Origin of the sequence: Paracidovorax wautersii (assembly GCF_900113035.1) — a bacterium.
Lineage (GTDB): Bacteria > Pseudomonadota > Gammaproteobacteria > Burkholderiales > Burkholderiaceae_C > Paracidovorax > Paracidovorax wautersii.
Window position 1 is genome coordinate 61,170 of sequence record NZ_FONX01000019.1, and the last position, 18,616, is coordinate 79,785.

13 protein-coding genes and 1 tRNA gene are annotated in these 18,616 nt (G+C 65.1%); all 14 read right to left on the bottom strand.

Features of this window, described 5'->3' with window-relative positions; translation table 11 throughout:
• Positions 1-15 precede the first annotated feature (15 nt).
• Complete coding sequence (locus BM070_RS21015) at positions 16-2,328, bottom strand: sensor histidine kinase (RefSeq protein WP_092941583.1); 2,313 nt, start codon at positions 2,326-2,328, stop codon at positions 16-18.
• Positions 2,325-3,011, bottom strand: coding sequence for a DUF4390 domain-containing protein (locus BM070_RS21020; protein ID WP_434803205.1), 687 nt, complete (start codon positions 3,009-3,011; stop codon positions 2,325-2,327). Before BM070_RS21020 ends, BM070_RS21015 begins: the two co-directional genes overlap by 4 nt.
• Complete coding sequence (gene rsmB, locus BM070_RS21025; protein WP_092941585.1) at positions 2,968-4,407, bottom strand: 16S rRNA (cytosine(967)-C(5))-methyltransferase RsmB; 1,440 nt, start codon at positions 4,405-4,407, stop codon at positions 2,968-2,970. The genes BM070_RS21020 and rsmB overlap by 44 nt, the downstream gene beginning before the upstream one ends.
• 35 nt (positions 4,408-4,442) lie before the next feature.
• A complete protein-coding gene (locus BM070_RS21030) occupies positions 4,443-5,018 on the bottom strand; it encodes a LemA family protein (RefSeq protein ID WP_092941587.1) in 576 nt (191 codons plus the stop codon).
• A 193-nt stretch (positions 5,019-5,211) separates the two neighbouring features.
• Complete coding sequence (rpoC, locus tag BM070_RS21035) at positions 5,212-9,444, bottom strand: DNA-directed RNA polymerase subunit beta' (protein WP_092941589.1); 4,233 nt, start codon at positions 9,442-9,444, stop codon at positions 5,212-5,214.
• A gap of 23 nt (positions 9,445-9,467) precedes the next feature.
• Positions 9,468-13,592 carry a DNA-directed RNA polymerase subunit beta gene (rpoB, locus tag BM070_RS21040; RefSeq protein WP_092941591.1) on the bottom strand — a complete coding sequence of 1,375 codons (4,125 nt, stop codon included), beginning with the start codon at positions 13,590-13,592 and terminating at the stop codon, positions 9,468-9,470.
• Between the two features lie 277 nt (positions 13,593-13,869).
• Positions 13,870-14,247, bottom strand: coding sequence for a 50S ribosomal protein L7/L12 (gene rplL / locus BM070_RS21045; RefSeq protein ID WP_092941593.1), 378 nt, complete (start codon positions 14,245-14,247; stop codon positions 13,870-13,872).
• Positions 14,248-14,287: 40 nt separating this feature from the next.
• Complete coding sequence (rplJ, locus tag BM070_RS21050; protein ID WP_092941595.1) at positions 14,288-14,815, bottom strand: 50S ribosomal protein L10; 528 nt, start codon at positions 14,813-14,815, stop codon at positions 14,288-14,290.
• A 233-nt stretch (positions 14,816-15,048) separates the two neighbouring features.
• On the bottom strand, positions 15,049-15,747 hold the full coding sequence (gene rplA, locus BM070_RS21055; protein WP_092941597.1) for a 50S ribosomal protein L1: 699 nt from the start codon (positions 15,745-15,747) through the stop codon (positions 15,049-15,051).
• Positions 15,748-16,179, bottom strand: a complete 432-nt coding sequence (gene rplK / locus BM070_RS21060; RefSeq protein WP_092941599.1) for a 50S ribosomal protein L11 — start codon at positions 16,177-16,179, stop codon at positions 15,748-15,750.
• A gap of 119 nt (positions 16,180-16,298) precedes the next feature.
• Positions 16,299-16,883, bottom strand: coding sequence for a transcription termination/antitermination protein NusG (gene nusG, locus BM070_RS21065; RefSeq protein ID WP_092941601.1), 585 nt, complete (start codon positions 16,881-16,883; stop codon positions 16,299-16,301).
• Positions 16,883-17,266 (bottom strand): preprotein translocase subunit SecE, encoded by a 384-nt coding sequence (secE, locus tag BM070_RS21070; RefSeq protein WP_092941602.1) that lies wholly within the window; start codon positions 17,264-17,266, stop codon positions 16,883-16,885. Before secE ends, nusG begins: the two co-directional genes overlap by 1 nt.
• Positions 17,267-17,356: 90 nt before the next feature.
• A tRNA-Trp gene (locus tag BM070_RS21075) sits at positions 17,357-17,432 on the bottom strand.
• An 11-nt stretch (positions 17,433-17,443) separates the two neighbouring features.
• The coding region (tuf, locus tag BM070_RS21080) for an elongation factor Tu (protein ID WP_092940982.1) at positions 17,444-18,616 on the bottom strand (1,173 nt) is incomplete at its 5' end.

The window sequence follows — 18,616 nt, forward strand, 5'->3', positions numbered from 1 at the left end:
GATGCCCGCGTGTTGCTAAACCACCACCGTATGTTCAGGGGCAAATGATAGCGACACTTGCGCACCGATCACCGTGTCGCCGTCCATGCGGTTGAGCAGGTCGATGCGCGCGCCGTGTTCGTCGGCGATCTTCTTGACGACCGCCAGCCCCAGGCCGGTGCCGCGGGCCTTGGTGGTGACGTAGGGTTCGAACGCCCGTTGCAGGATGTGTGCCGGAAAGCCCCCGCCCTGGTCCTGCACGGTCAGCCGCACGCGGCGGGATGATTCGCTCCAGCGCGTGCCGATGCGCACCGGCGGCCAGGGTACCGGCACCCCGTTTTGCACACACGCCTGCTCGGTCGCGTCCTGCGCGTTCTGCAGCAGGTTGTGCACCACCTGGCGCAGCTGCTGCGCATCGCCGGCGATGGCGGGGCACTTCGGGTCCAGTTCGGACTCGACCCGCACGTGGGCGTTTTCCTCGCCGTAGAGATGCAGCACGTCGGCGATGAGGGCGTTCAGGTCCAGCGGCTGCAGGTCGGCCGCCGGCAGGCGGGCGTAGTCGCGGAATTCGTTGACCAGCCGCTTCATCGCGTCCACCTGGTCCACGATGGTCTTGACCGACTTGGCGAGCACGGCCTGCTCGGCATCGGGCAGCTTGCCCGAGAGCTTCATTTCCAGCCGCTCGGCCGACAGCTGGATGGGCGTGAGCGGGTTCTTGATCTCGTGGGCCAGCCGGCGCGCGACCTCGCCCCAGGCCTGCGCGCGCTGGGCCGAGACGATTTCGGAGATGTCGTCGAAGACCAGCAGGCGCGAGGTGTCGGGCAGTTCGGCGCCGCGGGCGATCAGGCTGGTGCCGTTGGGCACCACGCCGCCGCCGGGCGCGTGCAGCGCGAAGGGGTGCTGCCAGTGGTCCAGCCCGTGGTGGTCGCGGTCGCCCAGGAAGATGTCGAACTGGGTCTGCACGGCGGTGGCGAATTCGGCCAGGCCGGGCACCTCGGCCAGCCGCCGGCCTTCGAACGCGGCCATGGGCGCGCGCAGGATGCGCGTGGCGCCGGGGTTGGACGAGACGATGGTGCCGTGCTCGTCCAGCACCATGACGCCGGCGGTCAGGTTGTCCAGGATGGTCTGCAGGTTGGCCCGGGCCGCGCTCACCTTGTCCATGCTCTGCTGCACGGCGCCGCGCGCATCGGCGAGCTGCTGGGTCATGAGCGCGAAGGAGCGCGTGAGGCCGCTGAGCTCGTCCTTGCGCTGCAGCACGGCCTTGGGGCTCAGGTCGCCCGCGGCCACCTCGCGCACGCCTTCGGCCAGCAGCAGCAGCGGCCGCGCCAGCTGGTTGCCCAGCAGCACCGCCAGCAGCACGGCGCCGAACACCGCCAGGAAGAGGCTGAGCGTGAGGGTGCCGATGTACATGCGCCGCAGGCCGCCGCGCGCCAGGGCCCGCTCCTGGTATTCGCGGTTGGCTTCCTGCACGGTGATGGCGTTGGCGACCAGCGCCGTGGGCAGGGGCAGCGTGGCCTGCAGGTAGCGCGGCTCGGTCAGCACGCCCAGGCTGGGGTTGTCCACCGCGACCAGCGCCTTGACGCGCACGCGGTCGGCCCCGGCCGGGTCGGTCAGGTCTTCCAGACCGTCGATCTGGAAGGTGAGCCGCTGCTGCCGCGCGTTGCGGAACTGCTGCAGCGAAGGCCGCTCGGGATTGAGGCTGAAGCGCGACTGGCCGGCGCTGGCCACGAACTGGCCCGAGGCGCCCCAGAGCACCACGTCGTCCGCGCCGAGCTCGTCGCGCACGCGCTCCAGCACCAGGCCGGCGGCGGCGTCCGGCACCGTCGCCAGGCGGGAGCTGGCCGCGCGGGCCTTGTTGGCCTGGTCGCTGGCCAGGGTGTCGAGCGTGACGCGCGCCAGGTTCACGCCGGCGGCGAGCGCGCCCTCGACCTTCACGTCGAACCAGCTTTCGATCGACCGCGAGACGAACTGGTAGGACACGACGTAGATCATGAGCCCGGGCACCAGCCCCACCACCGCGAAGATGCCCACCAGCTTGAGCAGCAGCCGGCTGCCGAAGCGCCCGCGCCGCAGCCGCACCACGAGCCGCACCGACACCCACACCAGGATCACCGCCAGCAGCAGCGCCACGAAGGCGTTCACGCCCAGCAGCCAGGTGTAGTTGCGCTCGTACAGTGCCCGGTTGTTGGTGGCCAGCGTGAGCAGGAACATCAGCACCAGGCCGATCGCGCTCATGACGGCGACGCCGGTGCCGACCACCCAGCGCATGAGGCGGGTCTGGCGTGCGGCGCGCGATCGGGCGGAGGCGGCCGAGGGCGGCGGCGTCTGGCCAGGGCCGGAGGCGGTCATCGGGCGGGCTCGGCCGGCGTCAGCTCGGCGCTGCGCGACATGGACAGCGACCAGCCCGAGCGCCCCATGGCGCCGATCTGGAACGGCCGCGGCAGCTGCGACATGTCGAGGCGGAACTGGTAATGCACGACATAGGGCGTGCCGGCCTCGAGCGTGCCAGGCTCGGCGATGCGCCAGCGGGCGATGCGCTGCATGGCGCCGATGGCGTCGCCCAGCTCGTCATAGCTCTGCCCCAGCGCCACGCCCAGGCCGGCGGCGCCGAAGGGGGTGGTGGACTGGTTCACGCGCCAGCGCCGCGTGAGCGGCTGGTAGCTCAGGCGCAGGTAGCGCACTGCCTGGGCGACCTGCTTGTCGGACCAATACCAGCGCTCGCGCACCACGACGGCCTCGGCCACGAAGTGCATGGAAATGCCCTTGTAGAGCGCTTCCTCGGCCAGGGGCGGGAGCTCGAAATCCATCGAAGCCGAGAGAAACAGGCCGTCGGCGTTGTAGTCCAGCTGCAGGTCGCTCACGGTGCCGGGGCCGCTGGACTGGGCCTGTGCCAGCCCGGGGGCCATCGCCATTCCCAGGGCCAGCAAGGCGCAGAGCCACAGCCGGGCCAGCCAGCCGCCGAAGGCAGCGGGCGAGGAGCGAGCAGCCTCAGGCCAGGGCTTTCTGGAAAAGCGCGTAGAAGAATCCGTCATGGTCACCTGCCGGATTGTCCGGGACGGCACCGGCCTTGTCCGCCTGGCCGGGAATTAAATGTCCCGGCGACGGCATCGCCACCGCATCGGTGTTGCGCTGAAGAAACGCTTGCACCTGGGCATCGCCCTCGGCGCGGAACACCGAGCAGGTGCAGTAGAGCAGCCGCCCGCCGGGGCGCACCAGCGGCCAGAGGCGCTCCAGCAGCTGGGCCTGCAGCGTGGCCAGCTGGGCGATGTCGGTGGGGCGGCGCAGCCAGCGCACGTCCGGGTGGCGGCGCACGATGCCCGAGGCCGTGCAGGGCGCGTCGAGCAGGATGGCGTCGAAGGGCTCGCCGCCGCTGCGCGCCCACCAGTCGTCCGGCCGCCCCGCATCGGCCACCAGGATCTGCGCCGGCGCCAGCCGCAGGCGCTGCAGCGTGTCGTGGATGCGCTCGGCGCGCACCGGGTCGATCTCCAGCGCGGTCACCTGCCATGCCGCGCCGGGCGGCTGGTATTCGAGCAGGTGCGCCGTCTTGCCGCCGGGCGCCGCGCACGCATCCAGGAGGCGCAGCGGGGCCGACAAGTCCAGCCCCTGCAGCAGCAGTGGCGCGGCCTGCTGGGCGGCGGCATCCTGCACCGAGACCACGCCATCGGCGAAGCCGGGCAGCTGCTGCACAGGCTGGGGCTGGCCCAGCTCGATGCCGTCGGCGCCCACCGCCTTTGCTTCCAAATTCATAGCATCCAGCGCTTGCAGATACTGCGCTGGCGTGCTTTTTTGCCTTGAAACCCGCAACGTCATCGGCGCGTGGGCATTGTTGGCCTGCAGGATCTGCTGCCAGTACTGGGGATGGTCCTTGCGCAGCCGCTCGATCCACCAGGCCGGATGGTTCCAGCGCGCGACCGGGTCGCCATCGGTCGCGGCCACGCAGGCCTCGCGCTCGCGCAGGAAGCGGCGCAGGCAGGCGTTGACGAAGGCCGACTGCGCCTGCGTGGCCGGGTTGCGCTTGGCGGCTTCCACCGCCTGGTTCACCAGGGTGAAGGGCTCGTAGGGCGCCTCGTCCGGGTTCCAGGCCAGCGCCAGCGCGGTGCAGAGCAGCGCGTCGATGCGCGGCGGCGGGTTGCGCGGCGCCAGCTGGCGGCGCAGGGCCTGGGCGCGCCCCAGGTTGCGCAGGGCCTGGAACAGCAGGGCCTGCACGCCGGGCCGCAGCCCGGGGGCCACGGCCGCCAGGGCCGCCGTGCCCGACTGGCCGCCCTGCACGGCCTGCAGCGCCTCGGCCGTGGCCTGCAGCAGCTTCCAGAGCGCAGGGGCGAGCGCGTGGCCTGCGGGGCCCGCGCCGGCATCGCCTTCGGCACGGGGCGGCTGTGCGGCAGGGCCGGCCGGAGGGCGTGGGCGGGGCTGGGAACGGTCAGAGGGCATGTCGGGCGATCAGCGAAGCGAGAGGAAAGCCATCGTCACAGCGGGCGGGCTTGGTGGAAGCCGAAGAGCCATGCCAGGACGTTGGCGGGAAATTGCGCGATGGCGCGGTTGTATTGCGCCACGGCGTCGTTGAACTGCTGCCGGGCCAGGTCGTTGTGGGCGGCCTGCTGGTCGCGCCGGATGATCCAGGCGGCCATGGTCTGGTCGTCGGGCGGCTCATCCGCCGCAGCGCCGGGCGCAGTCCCATCGCCCGCGCCATCCACCGGAGCGCCGGCGCTGTCGCGCACGACGGCTTGCCAGGCGACGTTCAGCACCTGCTCGGCGGTGGAGAGCGCGGCGGCGGCGGCGGTATCGAGCGGGCGTGCCCGCGCGGCGGCCAGCGACGCGCCGAACTGCGTGGTGGCGGCCCAGAGCGCGGCCCGGGCGTCGGACGGCGAGCGCTCGGGCAGCAGCGTCGCCTCGTATTCGCCCAGCATGGTGATGGTGCGCACCAGGTGCGCGTCCAGGCCCCCGAAGGCCTGGATGGCGGCCGAGCGCAGGCGCATCAGCCGGTTGTAGGCCCCCACTGCCCAGAAGAGCAGCACGGCCAGAAGAATCCAGGTAGTCAGCATGGCAGCTAGTCAGGCGCGGCCGCGTTCAGCGATCGATCGCGGCGCGCTGCATTGAAGGTAACGAGGCAACCGGGGCGAGGGGCGCACGCTGCGCGCAGCGCGCGAAACCGCCCATGACATGAAAAAGCTCCCGGCCTGCCGGGGACGACAGGGCGGGAGCTTCTGGGTCGGCGGAACGGATGTTCCTGTCGGCTTATTCGGCCGCAGCGCCGCCCGTGTCGCCGGTCACTTCGGCGGCTTCGTCATCGCTGGAGCCTTGCAGCTCGGCGGCTTCGGCTTCGGCGATGGCGCGGCGCTCGGCGTCGTCCATGGCTTCCTTGGCCTTGCGTGCCTGGTGGTAGGCCAGACCCGTACCAGCGGGGATCAGACGACCCACGATGACGTTTTCCTTCAGGCCACGCAGCTCGTCGCGCTTGCCCATGATGGCAGCCTCGGTGAGCACGCGGGTCGTTTCCTGGAAGGACGCGGCCGAGATGAACGAGTCGGTGGACAGCGATGCCTTGGTGATCCCCAGCAGCACGTTGGTGTAGGTCGCGGGGATCTTGCCCTCGGCCTGCAGACGTTCGTTGGTGTTGAGGATTTCCGAGCGTTCGACCTGTTCGCCGGCGATGTAGCCGGAGTCGCCCGACGATTCGACCACGACGCGGCGCAGCATCTGGCGAACGATCACCTCGATGTGCTTGTCGTTGATCTTCACGCCCTGCAAGCGGTACACGTCCTGCACTTCATCGACGATGTAGCGCGACAGCTCTTCGATGCCCAGCAGGCGCAGGATGTCCTGCGGATCGGCCGGGCCGTCCACCACGGACTCGCCCTTGTTGACCACCTGGCCTTCGTGGACCAGCACGTTCTTTTCCTTGGGGATCAGTTCGTCCCAGACCTTGCCGTCCGGATCGGTGATCTGCAGGCGCACCTTGCCCTTGGTCTCCTTGCCGAACGACACCGTGCCGGTGATCTCGGCCAGCATGCCCTTGTCCTTGGGCGAGCGGGCTTCGAACAGTTCGGCCACACGGGGCAGACCGCCGGTAATGTCGCGGGTCTTCTGGCCTTCGACCGGAATACGCGCCAGCACCTCGCCGGGGCCCACGTCCTGGCCGTCGCGCACCTGGATCAGCGCGCCGACCTGGAAGCCGATGGTCACGGAGTGGTCGGTACCGGGGATCTTCACCTCGGCGTTGTTGCCGTCGATCAGCTTGACCTGAGGACGCACCACCTTGGCGGAGCCGCGGCGCTTCGGATCGATCACGACCAGCGTGGACAGGCCGGTCACATCGTCCACCTGCTTGGCGACGGTGAGGCCTTCCTCGATGTTCTCGAACCTCACCTGACCGGCGAATTCCGTGATGATCGGGCGGGTCAGCGGGTCCCAGTTGGCCAGGATCGTGCCGGCCTTGACCGTCTGGTCGGCCTTCACGGTCAGCGTGGCGCCGTAAGGCACCTTGTGGCGTTCGCGCTCGCGGCCATGCTCGTCCTGGATGATGACTTCACCCGAACGCGCGATGACGACCAGCTCGCCCTTGCTGTTGGTCACGTAGCGCATCGTGGCGTTGAAGCCGATCACGCCGTTGGACTTGGCTTCCACGCTCGAGGCGATGGCGGCACGCGAAGCGGCACCACCGATGTGGAACGTACGCATGGTCAGCTGCGTGCCGGGTTCGCCGATGGACTGGGCAGCGATCACACCCACGGCTTCGCCGAGGTTGATCAGGCCGCCACGGCCCAAGTCGCGGCCATAGCATTTGGCGCAGAGGCCGTAGCGGGTTTCGCAGGTCAGCGCGGTGCGCACCTTCACTTCGTCCACGCCAGCGGCTTCCAGCTCTTCGAGGGTGTCCTCGTCCAGCATCTGGCCGGCCGGCACCAGCACGGAGCGGGTTTCGGGGTGCAGCACTTCTTCGGCCGTGGTGCGGCCCAGCACGCGGTCGCGCAGGGACTCGATCACTTCACCGCCTTCGACGATGGCGCGCATCACGGAACCGTTGGTCGTGCCGCAGTCCTCTTCGGTCACCACGAGATCCTGCGTCACATCCACCAGACGGCGGGTGAGGTAGCCGGAGTTCGCGGTCTTCAGCGCCGTATCCGCCAGACCCTTACGGGCACCGTGGGTGGAGATGAAGTACTGCAACACGTTCAGACCTTCACGGAAGTTCGCCGTGATGGGGGTCTCGATGATGGAGCCGTCAGGCTTGGCCATCAGGCCGCGCATGCCGGCCAGCTGGCGGATCTGGGCTGCGGAGCCCCGGGCACCCGAGTCCGCCATCATGTAGATGGCGTTGAAGGATTCCTGGGTCACTTCGTTGCCGTGGCGGTCGATGGTCTTCTCGACCTTGAGCTGGTCCATCATGACCTTGGACACGTCGTCGCCGGCCTTGCCCCAGATGTCCACCACCTTGTTGTAGCGCTCGCCAGCGGTCACCAGACCGGAGACGTACTGCTGCTCGATCTCCTTCACTTCCGACTCGGCGCGGGCCAGGATGTCGGCCTTTTGCGGCGGCACCAGCATGTCGTCGATCGCCACCGAGAAGCCGGCGCGCGTGGCCAGGCGGAAGCCGTTCTGCAGCAGCTTGTCTGCGAACACCACGGTTTCCTTCAGGCCGCACTTGCGGAAGCTCACGTTGATGAGCTTGGAGATTTCCTTCTTCTTCAGCGCCTTGTTGATGTTGCTGAAGGGCAGGCCCTTGGGCAGGATCTCGGACAGCAGCGCACGGCCCACGGTCGTGGCGACCAGGGAGGTCGAGGGCTCGAACTCGCCCGTGGCCTTGTTCTTGGTCCACTCGGTCAGGCGCACGTTGATACGGGCGTGCAGCTCGGCCTGGTTGGCATCCAGCGCGCGCTGGACTTCACCCGTGTCGGCGAACACCAGGCCTTCGCCCTTGCCGTTGACCTTGTCGCGGGTGGCGTGGTAGAGGCCCAGCACCACGTCTTGCGACGGGACGATGGACGGCTCGCCGGAGGCGGGGAACAGCACGTTGTTGGAGGCCAGCATCAGCGTGCGGGCTTCCATCTGCGCTTCCACCGACAGCGGCACGTGAACGGCCATCTGGTCACCGTCGAAGTCGGCGTTGAAGGCAGCGCAGACGAGCGGGTGCAGCTGGATGGCCTTGCCTTCGATCAGGATGGGTTCGAAGGCCTGGATGCCCAGACGGTGCAGCGTGGGAGCACGGTTCAGCATGACCGGGTGCTCCTTGATGACCTCTTCCAGGATGTCCCAGACCACCGGCGTGCCGGATTCGACTTCCTTCTTCGCGGCCTTGATGGTCGTGGCGATGCCCATCGCTTCGAGGCGCGAGAAGATGAACGGCTTGAACAGCTCCAGGGCCATCAGCTTGGGCAGGCCGCACTGGTGCAGCTTGAGCGTCGGGCCCACGGTGATCACGGAACGACCGGAGTAGTCCACGCGCTTGCCCAGCAAGTTCTGGCGGAAACGGCCGGACTTGCCCTTGATCATGTCGGCCAGGGACTTCAGGGCACGCTTGTTGGCGCCCGTCATGGCCTTGCCGCGGCGGCCGTTGTCCAGCAGCGAATCGACGGCTTCCTGCAGCATCCGCTTTTCGTTGCGCGCGATGATTTCCGGAGCCTTCAGCTCCAGCAGGCGGCGCAGACGCGAGTTGCGGTTGATGACGCGGCGATAGAGGTCGTTCAGGTCGGACGTGGCGAAGCGGCCGCCATCCAGCGGCACCAGCGGACGCAGGTCCGGCGGCAGCACGGGCAGCACTTCGAGCACCATCCACTCGGGCTTGATGCCCGACTTCTTGAAGGCCTCGAGCACCTTCAGGCGCTTGGCGTTCTTCTTGACCTTGACTTCGGAGCCGGTCAGATCGCCGCGCAGGCGCTCGATCTCCATGTCGATGTCGATGGACTCGAGCAGGTCCTTGATGCCTTCGGCGCCCATCTTGGCGATGAATTCATCGCCGTATTCCTTGCGCTTGGCGTCGTAGTCGTCCTCGGACATGATGCTGAACTTCTTCAGCGGGGTCATGCCGGGGTCGGTCACCACGTAGGCTTCGAAATACAGCACGCGCTCGATGTCGCGCAGCGTCATGTCGAGCACCAGGCCCAGACGCGACGGCAGCGACTTCAGGAACCAGATGTGGGCGCAAGGCGCGGCCAGATCGATGTGGCCCATGCGCTCGCGGCGCACCTTGGTCTGCGTGACTTCAACGCCGCACTTCTCGCAGATGACGCCGCGGTGCTTCAGGCGCTTGTACTTGCCGCACAGGCACTCGTAGTCCTTGATGGGGCCGAAGATCTTGGCGCAGAAGAGGCCATCGCGCTCGGGCTTGAACGTGCGGTAGTTGATGGTTTCCGGCTTCTTCACTTCGCCGAAGGACCACGAACGGATCTTCTCGGGCGAAGCCATGCCGATCTTGATGGCATCGAAATGCTCATCGGGCGTGAATTGCTTGAACAGGTCGAGTAGCGATTTCATGTGACTCTTTCCCTTTCAAATACTTAAGAGCGTTCCAGTTCGATGTCCAGGCCCAGGGAACGGATTTCCTTGACCAGCACATTGAACGATTCGGGCATCCCTGCCTCGATGGCGTGTTCGCCCTTGACGATGGACTCGTACACCTTGGTACGGCCCTGCACGTCGTCGGACTTCACGGTCAGCATTTCCTGCAGCACGTAGGCGGCGCCGTAGGCTTCCAGCGCCCACACTTCCATTTCCCCGAAACGCTGGCCACCGAACTGGGCCTTGCCGCCCAGCGGCTGCTGCGTGACGAGCGAGTACGGACCGGTCGAGCGGGCATGCATCTTGTCGTCCACCAAGTGGTGCAGCTTCAGGTAGTGCATGTAGCCGATGGTCGTCGGACGCTCGAAGCGCTCGCCCGTGCGGCCGTCGTACAGGAAAGCCTGCGTGCGGGTATCGGTCAGGCCCTTGCGCTCCTTGATGTCGTCCGGATAGGCCAGCTTCAGCATGTCCTTGATCTCGGCTTCGGAGGCGCCATCGAACACCGGCGTGGCATACGGCACGCCGTTGGTCAGGTTGGCTGCCATCGCCATCACGTCGTCGTCGCTCAGCACCGACAGGTCTTCCTTGCGGCCGCGCGAGTTGTAGACCTCTTCGAGGAACGCGCGCATCTCGGACGCCTTGGCCTGGTCGCGCAGCATGTCGCCGATGCGTTGGCCGATGCCCTTGCCAGCCCAGCCCAGGTGGACTTCCAGCACCTGCCCGATGTTCATCCGCGAAGGCACGCCCAGCGGGTTCAGAACGATGTCGGCAGGCGTGCCGTCGGCCATGTAGGGCATGTCTTCGACCGGAACGATCTTGGACACCACACCCTTGTTACCGTGACGGCCGGCCATCTTGTCGCCAGGCTGCAGGCGGCGCTTGACGGCCAGGTACACCTTGACCATCTTCAGCACGCCAGCGGGCAGCTCGTCGCCTTGCGTGAGCTTCTTGCGCTTTTCCTCGAAAGCCAGGTCGAAGCTGTGGCGCGTCTGCTCCAGAGCGTTCTTGATGGATTCGAGCTGCGTCGCCACCTCGTCTTCCGCCGGGCGGATGTCGAACCAGTGGAACTTCTCGACGGAAGCCAGGTAGGCCTTGTCGATCTTCGTGCCCTTGGACAGCTTCTGCGGGCCGCCGTTGGCCACGCGGCCGTTCAGCAGCTTCTCGATACGGTCGAACGCGTCGGCCTCCACGATGCGCAGCTGGTCGTTCAGGTCCAGGCGGAAGCGCTTGAGTTCATCGTCGATGATCTGCTGGGCGCGCTTGTCGCGCTGGATGCCTTCGCGGGTGAAGACCTGCACGTCGATCACGGTGCCCGAGGAGCCTTGGTCCACGCGCAGCGAGGTGTCCTTCACGTCGGAAGCCTTCTCGCCGAAGATGGCGCGCAGCAGCTTCTCTTCCGGCGTCAGCGTGGTTTCGCCCTTCGGCGTGACCTTGCCCACCAGCGTATCGCCGGGCTGCACTTCGGCACCCACGTAGATGATGCCGGACTCGTCCAGACGGTTCAGTTGCTGTTCCGACAGGTTCGGGATGTCGCGCGTGATTTCTTCGGCGCCCAGCTTCGTGTCGCGGGCCATAACCACCAGTTCCTCGATATGGATCGAGGTGTAGCGGTCTTCGGACACCACGCGTTCGGAGATCAGGATCGAGTCTTCGAAGTTGTAGCCGTTCCAGGGCATGAACGCGATCAGCATGTTCTGGCCGATGGCGATCTCGCCCAGATCGGTGGAGGCGCCGTCGGCGATCACGTCACCCTTGGCCAGCACGTCGCCACGCTTGACGATCGGACGCTGGTGGATGTTCGTGTTCTGGTTGGAACGCTGGTACTTGATGAGGTTGTAGATGTCCACGCCCACTTCGCCGGCAACGGCTTCGGCGTCGTTCACGCGCACCACGATGCGGGTGGCATCCACGTAGTCCACCACGCCGCCGCGGTTGGCCGTCACCACCGTGCCGGAGTCCACTGCCGCCACGCGCTCGATGCCGGTGCCCACCATGGGCTTTTCCGGACGCAGCACAGGCACGGCCTGACGCGACATGTTGGCGCCCATCAATGCGCGGTTCGCGTCATCGTGCTCTAGGAAGGGCACGAGCGATGCAGCCACCGACACGATCTGCGCGGGAGACACGTCCATGTACTGCACGCGGTCGGCGGACAGCAGCGTGGATTCACCCTGTTCGCGGGCAGACACCAGGTCGCCGGTCAGGCGGCCTTCGGCATCCAGCGTGGCGTTGGCCTGGGCGATGACGTACTTGCCTTCTTCGATGGCGGAGAGGTAGTCGATCTGGTCGGTCACCTTGCCGTCCACCACGCGGCGGTACGGCGTCTCGATGAAGCCGTACTCGTTCAGGCGGGCGTACAGGGCCAGCGAGTTGATCAGGCCGATGTTCGGGCCTTCAGGCGTTTCGATAGGGCAGACGCGGCCGTAGTGGGTGACGTGAACGTCGCGCACTTCGAAGCCGGCACGCTCGCGCGTCAGACCGCCCGGGCCCAGGGCCGAGACGCGGCGCTTGTGCGTGATTTCCGCCAGCGGGTTGGTCTGGTCCATGAACTGCGACAGCTGGGACGCGCCGAAGAATTCCTTCAGGGCGGCCGAGATCGGCTTGCTGTTGATCAGGTCGTGGGGCATCAGCGGCTCTTGCTCCGCCTGGCCCAGACGCTCCTTCACGGCCTTCTCGATACGAGCCAAGCCGGTGCGGTACTGGTTCTCGGCCAGCTCGCCCACGCAGCGCACGCGGCGGTTGCCCAGGTGGTCGATGTCATCGACTTCGCCCTTGCCGTTGCGCAGGTCCACCAGGATCTTCACCACGGCCAGGATGTCCTCGTTGGACAGCACCATCGGGCCGGTGGCGCCTTCGCGGCCGATCTTGGCGTTGAACTTCATGCGGCCCACGCGCGACAGGTCGTACGTGTCCGGGTTGTAGAAGAGGCGCTGGAACAGGGCCTGCACGGCGTCTTCCGTCGGCGGCTCGCCGGGGCGCATCATGCGGTAGATGGCCACGCGGGCGGCGAACTCGTCCACCGTTTCGTCGATGCGCAGGGTCTGCGAGATGTAGGCGCCTTGGTCCAGCTCGTTCGTGTAGATGACCTGCAGGTCCTTCACGCCGGAGGAACGCAGCTTCTTGAGCAGCGCTTCGGTCAGCTCTTCGTTGGCCTTGGCCACGATCTCACCGGTGTCGCCGTCCACCACGTTGCGGGCGACCACGCGGCCGATCAGGAAGTCTTCGGGCACGCTGATATGCGTCGTGCCGGACTGCTCCAGCTCGCGCGTGTGGCGGGCCGTGATGCGCTTGTCCTTGGCGACGACGACCTTGCCGGCCTTGTCGGTGATGTCGAAACGCGCCACTTCGCCCTTCAGGCGGTCGGCGACGAATTCCATCTGCGCGCCGCTGTCCATCAGGCGGAAGTTGTCGTTCACGAAGAAGTTCGCGAGGATGGACTCGGGGTTCAGGCCGATGGCCTTCAGCAGGATGGTGACCGGCATCTTGCGGCGACGGTCCACGCGGAAGTACAGGATGTCCTTCGGGTCGAATTCGAAGTCCAGCCAGGAGCCGCGGTAGGGAATGATGCGAGCCGAGAACAGCAGCTTGCCCGAGCTGTGCGTCTTGCCCTTGTCGTGCTCGAAGAACACGCCAGGCGAACGGTGCAGCTGCGACACGATCACGCGCTCGGTACCGTTGATGATGAAGGAACCCTTGTCGGTCATCAGGGGCACTTCGCCCATGTAGACCTCTTGCTCCTTCACTTCCTTGACCACCTTGGATTGCGACGTGGAAGACTCACGGTCGTAGATGATCAGCTGGACTTTCGCGCGCACGGCGGAAGCGAAGGTCAGCCCGCGCGTCTGGCATTCGCGCACATCGAAAGCAGGCTTCGCCAAGTTGTACTCGACGAACTTCATCTCCACAAAACCGTTGTGCGAGACGATGGGGAAAGCAGCGTTGAAGGCGGCTTGCAGGCCTTCGACGGTGCGTTTTTGGGGGGCTTTGTCTGCCTGCAGGAATGCGGTGTAGGCATCCTTTTGCATCTGCAGCAGGTAAGGCACTTCGAGCACGCTATCGCGGCTGCCGAAACTCTTGCGAATCCGCTTGCGTTCGGTATAGCTGTACGTGGATGTTGGGGCCATGAGATCTCCGGGCAAAGACATGAGTCCTGGGTCTTCGACGACTACTGACCTGCAAGGGCGCATTCCTTGCAGGCTTGGCGGTTGGCCACTACCAACCATGGCGGACGGTGATGCGTTGCACATCACCCGAACCAAGGCGTCTTCTGCTGTCGGGGGGATCAGAAGACACTAGAAAGCAGCCGCACGGACTGCTTTCTGGTGCGCTCTGGAAACAGGTTCCATAAGCGCCAAAGGCTGGGAGCCCTTTTGGAGCCCCCAGCCTTGGCGTTCAGCCGAATTACTTGAGTTCGGCCTTGGCGCCAGCTTCCACCAGCTTCTTGACGGCAGCTTCGGCGTCGGCCTTGGCGATGCCTTCCTTGACGTTCTTGGGAGCGCCGTCCACCAGGTCCTTGGCTTCCTTGAGGCCCAGGCCGGTGATTTCGCGCACTGCCTTGATGACCGACACCTTGTTGGCGCCAGCTTCTTGCAGCACCACGTTGAATTCGGTCTTTTCTTCGGCAGCAGCAGCGCCGGCGCCAGCGCCAGCAGCAGCGGGAGCAGCCATAGCGGCAGCGCTCACGCCAAACTTTTCTTCAATGGCCTTCACCAGGTCATTGAGTTCCATAACCGTCATGCTGTCCAGAGCGGTCAAGAATGCGTCTTTATCGAATGCCATTTTGATTTCCTAACAATATCGTTGGTTAACAGAGGGCCAATCAGGCCGCAACTGCCTCGGCTGCCGGTTCGGCGGCAGCGCCTTCGCCCTTCTTTGCCGCCAATGCGCCCAGCACAACGGCCGTACGCGACATCGGGGACATAAGCAAGCCACACAGCTGAGCCAGCAGCACTTCCTTGGAAGGGATGTTGGCCAGTTGCTTCACGCCGTTCACGTCCAGGGCCTTGCCTGCGAAGGCGCCACCGCGAATCACCAACTTGTCGTTGGTCTTCGCGAAGTCGGCCACCACCTTGGCGGCGGCCACAGCGTCTTCGGAGAAGCCATAGATCAGAGGACCGGTCATCTGGTCGGCCACGACTTCGAACGTGCTGCCAGTCACAGCACGGCGAGCCAGGGTGTTCTTCAGAACACTCAGGGTCACGCCCTTGCTGCGAGCATCGACACGCAGTTTGGTCATGTCAGCGACCGTGATGCCACGGTATTCCGCGATCACGAGCGTTTGAGCTTTAGCGGCGAGGCTGGTCACTTCATTGATGACCGCTTCTTTCTCACTGCGATTAAGACTCAAGGTCTACTCCTTAAATTGCACATCCGGGGCGAACCCCTTCTGTGCGCTCTTGTTGCAGCGACCAACTGGGAAGGAATGAATTCCATCTGCAGCGGGATCGCCATCTGCGTTGGCATCACGTGGATTTAAGCGCAATCACCCTGCGCACCAACGGTCTTGGATGGCCTGCCGGCACTTGCGCGCCGTCAGCCCACCACATCGACGCCCCGAGAGGCGTCGAAGATTTCTTGCAATTACGCCGCAGCGATGGATTGCGTGTCCACGCGGACGCCCAGGCCCATCGTGGAGGACACGGCCACCTTGCGCAGGTACAGACCCTTGCTGGTGGCAGGCTTGGCCTTGTTCAGGGCTTCGATCAGCGCGGACAGGTTGCCCTGCAGCTTCTCGTTGTCGAACGAACGACGGCCGATGGTGCTGTGAACGATACCGGCCTTGTCGACGCGGAACTGCACTTGGCCAGCCTTGGCGTTCTTCACGGCGGTAGCCACGTCGGGGGTGACGGTGCCGACCTTGGGGTTAGGCATCAGGCCACGCGGGCCCAGGATCTGACCCAGCGTACCCACGACACGCATTGCGTCGGGAGCGGCGATCACCACGTCGAAGGGCATGTCGCCCGCCTTGACCATGGCTGCCAGATCGTCCATGCCGACGATGTCAGCGCCAGCGGCCTTGGCTTCTTCAGCCTTGGCGCCTTGCGCGAACACGGCGACGCGGGTCGTCTTGCCGGTGCCGTTGGGCAGCACGACGGCGCCACGCACCACTTGGTCCGACTTCTTGGCATCGATGCCGAGCTGCACGGCCACGTCGATGGACTCATCGAACTTGGCGGTAGCGGCTTCCTTCACGATGGCGACAGCCTCGGCGAAAGCGTACAGCTTCGTGCTGTCGACCTTGCCCTGCAGGGCCTTCTGCTTTTTCGTCAACTTAGCCATTTAGAGACCCTCCACCGTCACGCCCATCGAGCGAGCGGAACCAGCCAGCGTGCGGACGGCAGCGTCCACGTTAGCGGCGTTCATGTCCTTCATCTTGGTCTTGGCGATTTCTTCCAGCTGAGCGCGGGTGATCTTGCCGACCTTGGTGCTCAGAGCGTTCGCGGAACCCTTCTCGAGCTTGATGGCCTTCTTGATCAGCGTCGTCGCCGGAGGCGTCTTGATGATGAAGGTGAAGCTCTTGTCGGCAAATGCCGTGATGACCACGGGCAGCGGCAGACCGGGTTCGACACCTTGGGTCTGCGCATTGAATGCCTTGCAGAACTCCATGATGTTGAGACCACGTTGGCCCAGAGCGGGACCGATCGGTGGGGATGGGTTGGCCTTACCAGCTGGGACTTGCAGCTTGATAAAACCGACGATTTTCTTCGCCATGCTTTACTCCTTGCGGGTGATAACGCCTGCGCTATCGCACAGGCTCCCCGGGGTTAACGACTCTTTCTCTCCACATGCGCACCGAATCGAGAAGTGCCGCATGCAACCAAACAAAAACCTCAGGTCTTCTCGACCTGGCCGAACTCGAGCTCCACGGGGGTCGAGCGGCCGAAGATCATCACGGAGACCCGCACGCGGCTCTTCTCGTAGTTGACCTCTTCCACGGAACCATTGAAGTCCGTGAACGGGCCTTCCTTGACGCGGACCAGCTCGCCGACCATGAACTCCACCTTGTGGCGGGGCTTGTCGGTGCCTTCCTGCATCTGGCTGACGATCTTCTGGACCTCGTCCTCGGAGATGGGCGCCGGGCGATTCTTCGCACCGCCGACAAAACCCGTGACCTTGTTGGTGTGCTTCACCAAGTGCCAGGTATCGTCATCCATCACCATCTCGACGAACACGTAGCCAGGGAACAGGCGCCGCTCCGTCGTCTTGCGCTGGCCATTCTTCATTTCCACCACTTCTTCGGTGGGCACGAGAATGCGGCCGAACTTGTCGTTCATGCCTGCGCGATGGATACGCTCGGTGATGTTCCGCTCGACCGCCTTCTCCATGCCGGAATAGGCATGCACGATGTACCAGCGAAGATCGGGGTTGGCAGGTGCCGCGTGTTCGAGATCACCAGCTTGCACAGCATCCGTCATTATTTTCTCCAGCCCAGGATCAGGTCATACAACACCCACTCCAGGGTCTTGTCGGTAAACCAAAGAAACAATGCCATGACCACAACGAACACAAAGACGTAAGCAGTCATCTGCAACGTCTCTTTGCGCGTGGGCCAAACCACCTTCTTGACCTCTCGCCAGGCATCGCGGGCAAAACCGATGAACTGCTTGCCGGGCTCGGAGACCAGGAACACGCCCGCGGCAAGCACAAGGCCCACCAACAGCGCAGCCCACTGAACCAGCGGGCCTTGCTTGGCGAGCAAATAAAAACCACCAACAGCAGCGATCACGAGCAGAGCCACTGCGGCAAGCTTCGCCTTATCTGCCCCGGTACTGACGGTTTCAACTTGAGAAGTGGCCATATCTGACTTTTTTCCTGCTACGACATTCGGCGTCCCTAAGACACCGAAGCCCGCCAGGGTTTGGCGGGCTTGTTGGTGGCCACACTCAGGTGGCAGGGGCAGTAGGAATCGAACCTACAACCTTCGGTTTTGGAGACCGACGCTCTGCCAATTGAGCTATACCCCTTCGAACTTCAATTAAGCAATGATCTTGGCCACGACGCCGGCGCCGACGGTACGGCCGCCTTCACGGATGGCGAAGCGCAGACCTTCTTCCATGGCGATGGGGTTGATCAGCTTGACGGTGATCGACACGTTGTCGCCAGGCATGACCATTTCCTTGTCGGCCGGCAGCTCGATGGCGCCGGTCACGTCGGTCGTGCGGAAGTAGAACTGAGGGCGGTAGTTGTTGAAGAACGGCGTGTGACGGCCGCCTTCGTCCTTGCTCAGAACGTAGACTTCGGCGGTGAAGTGCGTGTGGGGCTTGATGGAGCCGGGCTTGCACAGCACTTGGCCGCGTTCGACGTCTTCACGCTTGGTGCCGCGCAGCAGCAGGCCGACGTTGTCGCCGGCTTGGCCTTGGTCCAGCAGCTTGCGGAACATTTCCACGCCGGTGCAGGTGGTCTTTTGCGTGTCGCGGATACCGACGATTTCGATTTCTTCGCCGACCTTGATGATGCCGCGCTCGACGCGACCCGTGACCACGGTACCGCGGCCGGAGATGGAGAACACGTCTTCCACGGGCATCAGGAAGGCGCCGTCCACAGCGCGCTCAGGCGTGGGGATGTAGGTGTCCAGGGCTTCGGCCAGCTTGTCGATGGCTTGCTCGCCCAGGGGACCCTTGTCGCCTTCCAGGGCGAGCTTGGCGGAACCGCGGATGATCGGGGTGTCGTCGCCGGGGAAGTTGTACTTGTCCAGCAGTTCGCGGACTTCCATTTCCACCAGTTCCAGCAGTTCTTCGTCGTCCACCATGTCGCACTTGTTCAGGAACACGATGATGTAGGGCACGCCCACCTGACGAGCCAGCAGGATGTGCTCGCGGGTCTGGGGCATCGGGCCGTCAGCGGCCGAGCACACCAGGATGGCGCCGTCCATCTGGGCGGCGCCAGTGATCATGTTCTTGACGTAGTCGGCGTGGCCGGGGCAGTCCACGTGGGCGTAGTGGCGGTTGGCCGTTTCGTATTCCACGTGAGCGGTGTTGATGGTGATGCCGCGGGCCTTTTCTTCAGGAGCCGCGTCGATTTCGTCGTACTTCTTGGCTTCGCCGCCGAACTTGGCGGACAGCACCGTGGCGATCGCTGCCGTCAGCGTCGTCTTGCCATGGTCCACGTGGCCGATCGTGCCCACGTTGACGTGGGGCTTGGTACGTTC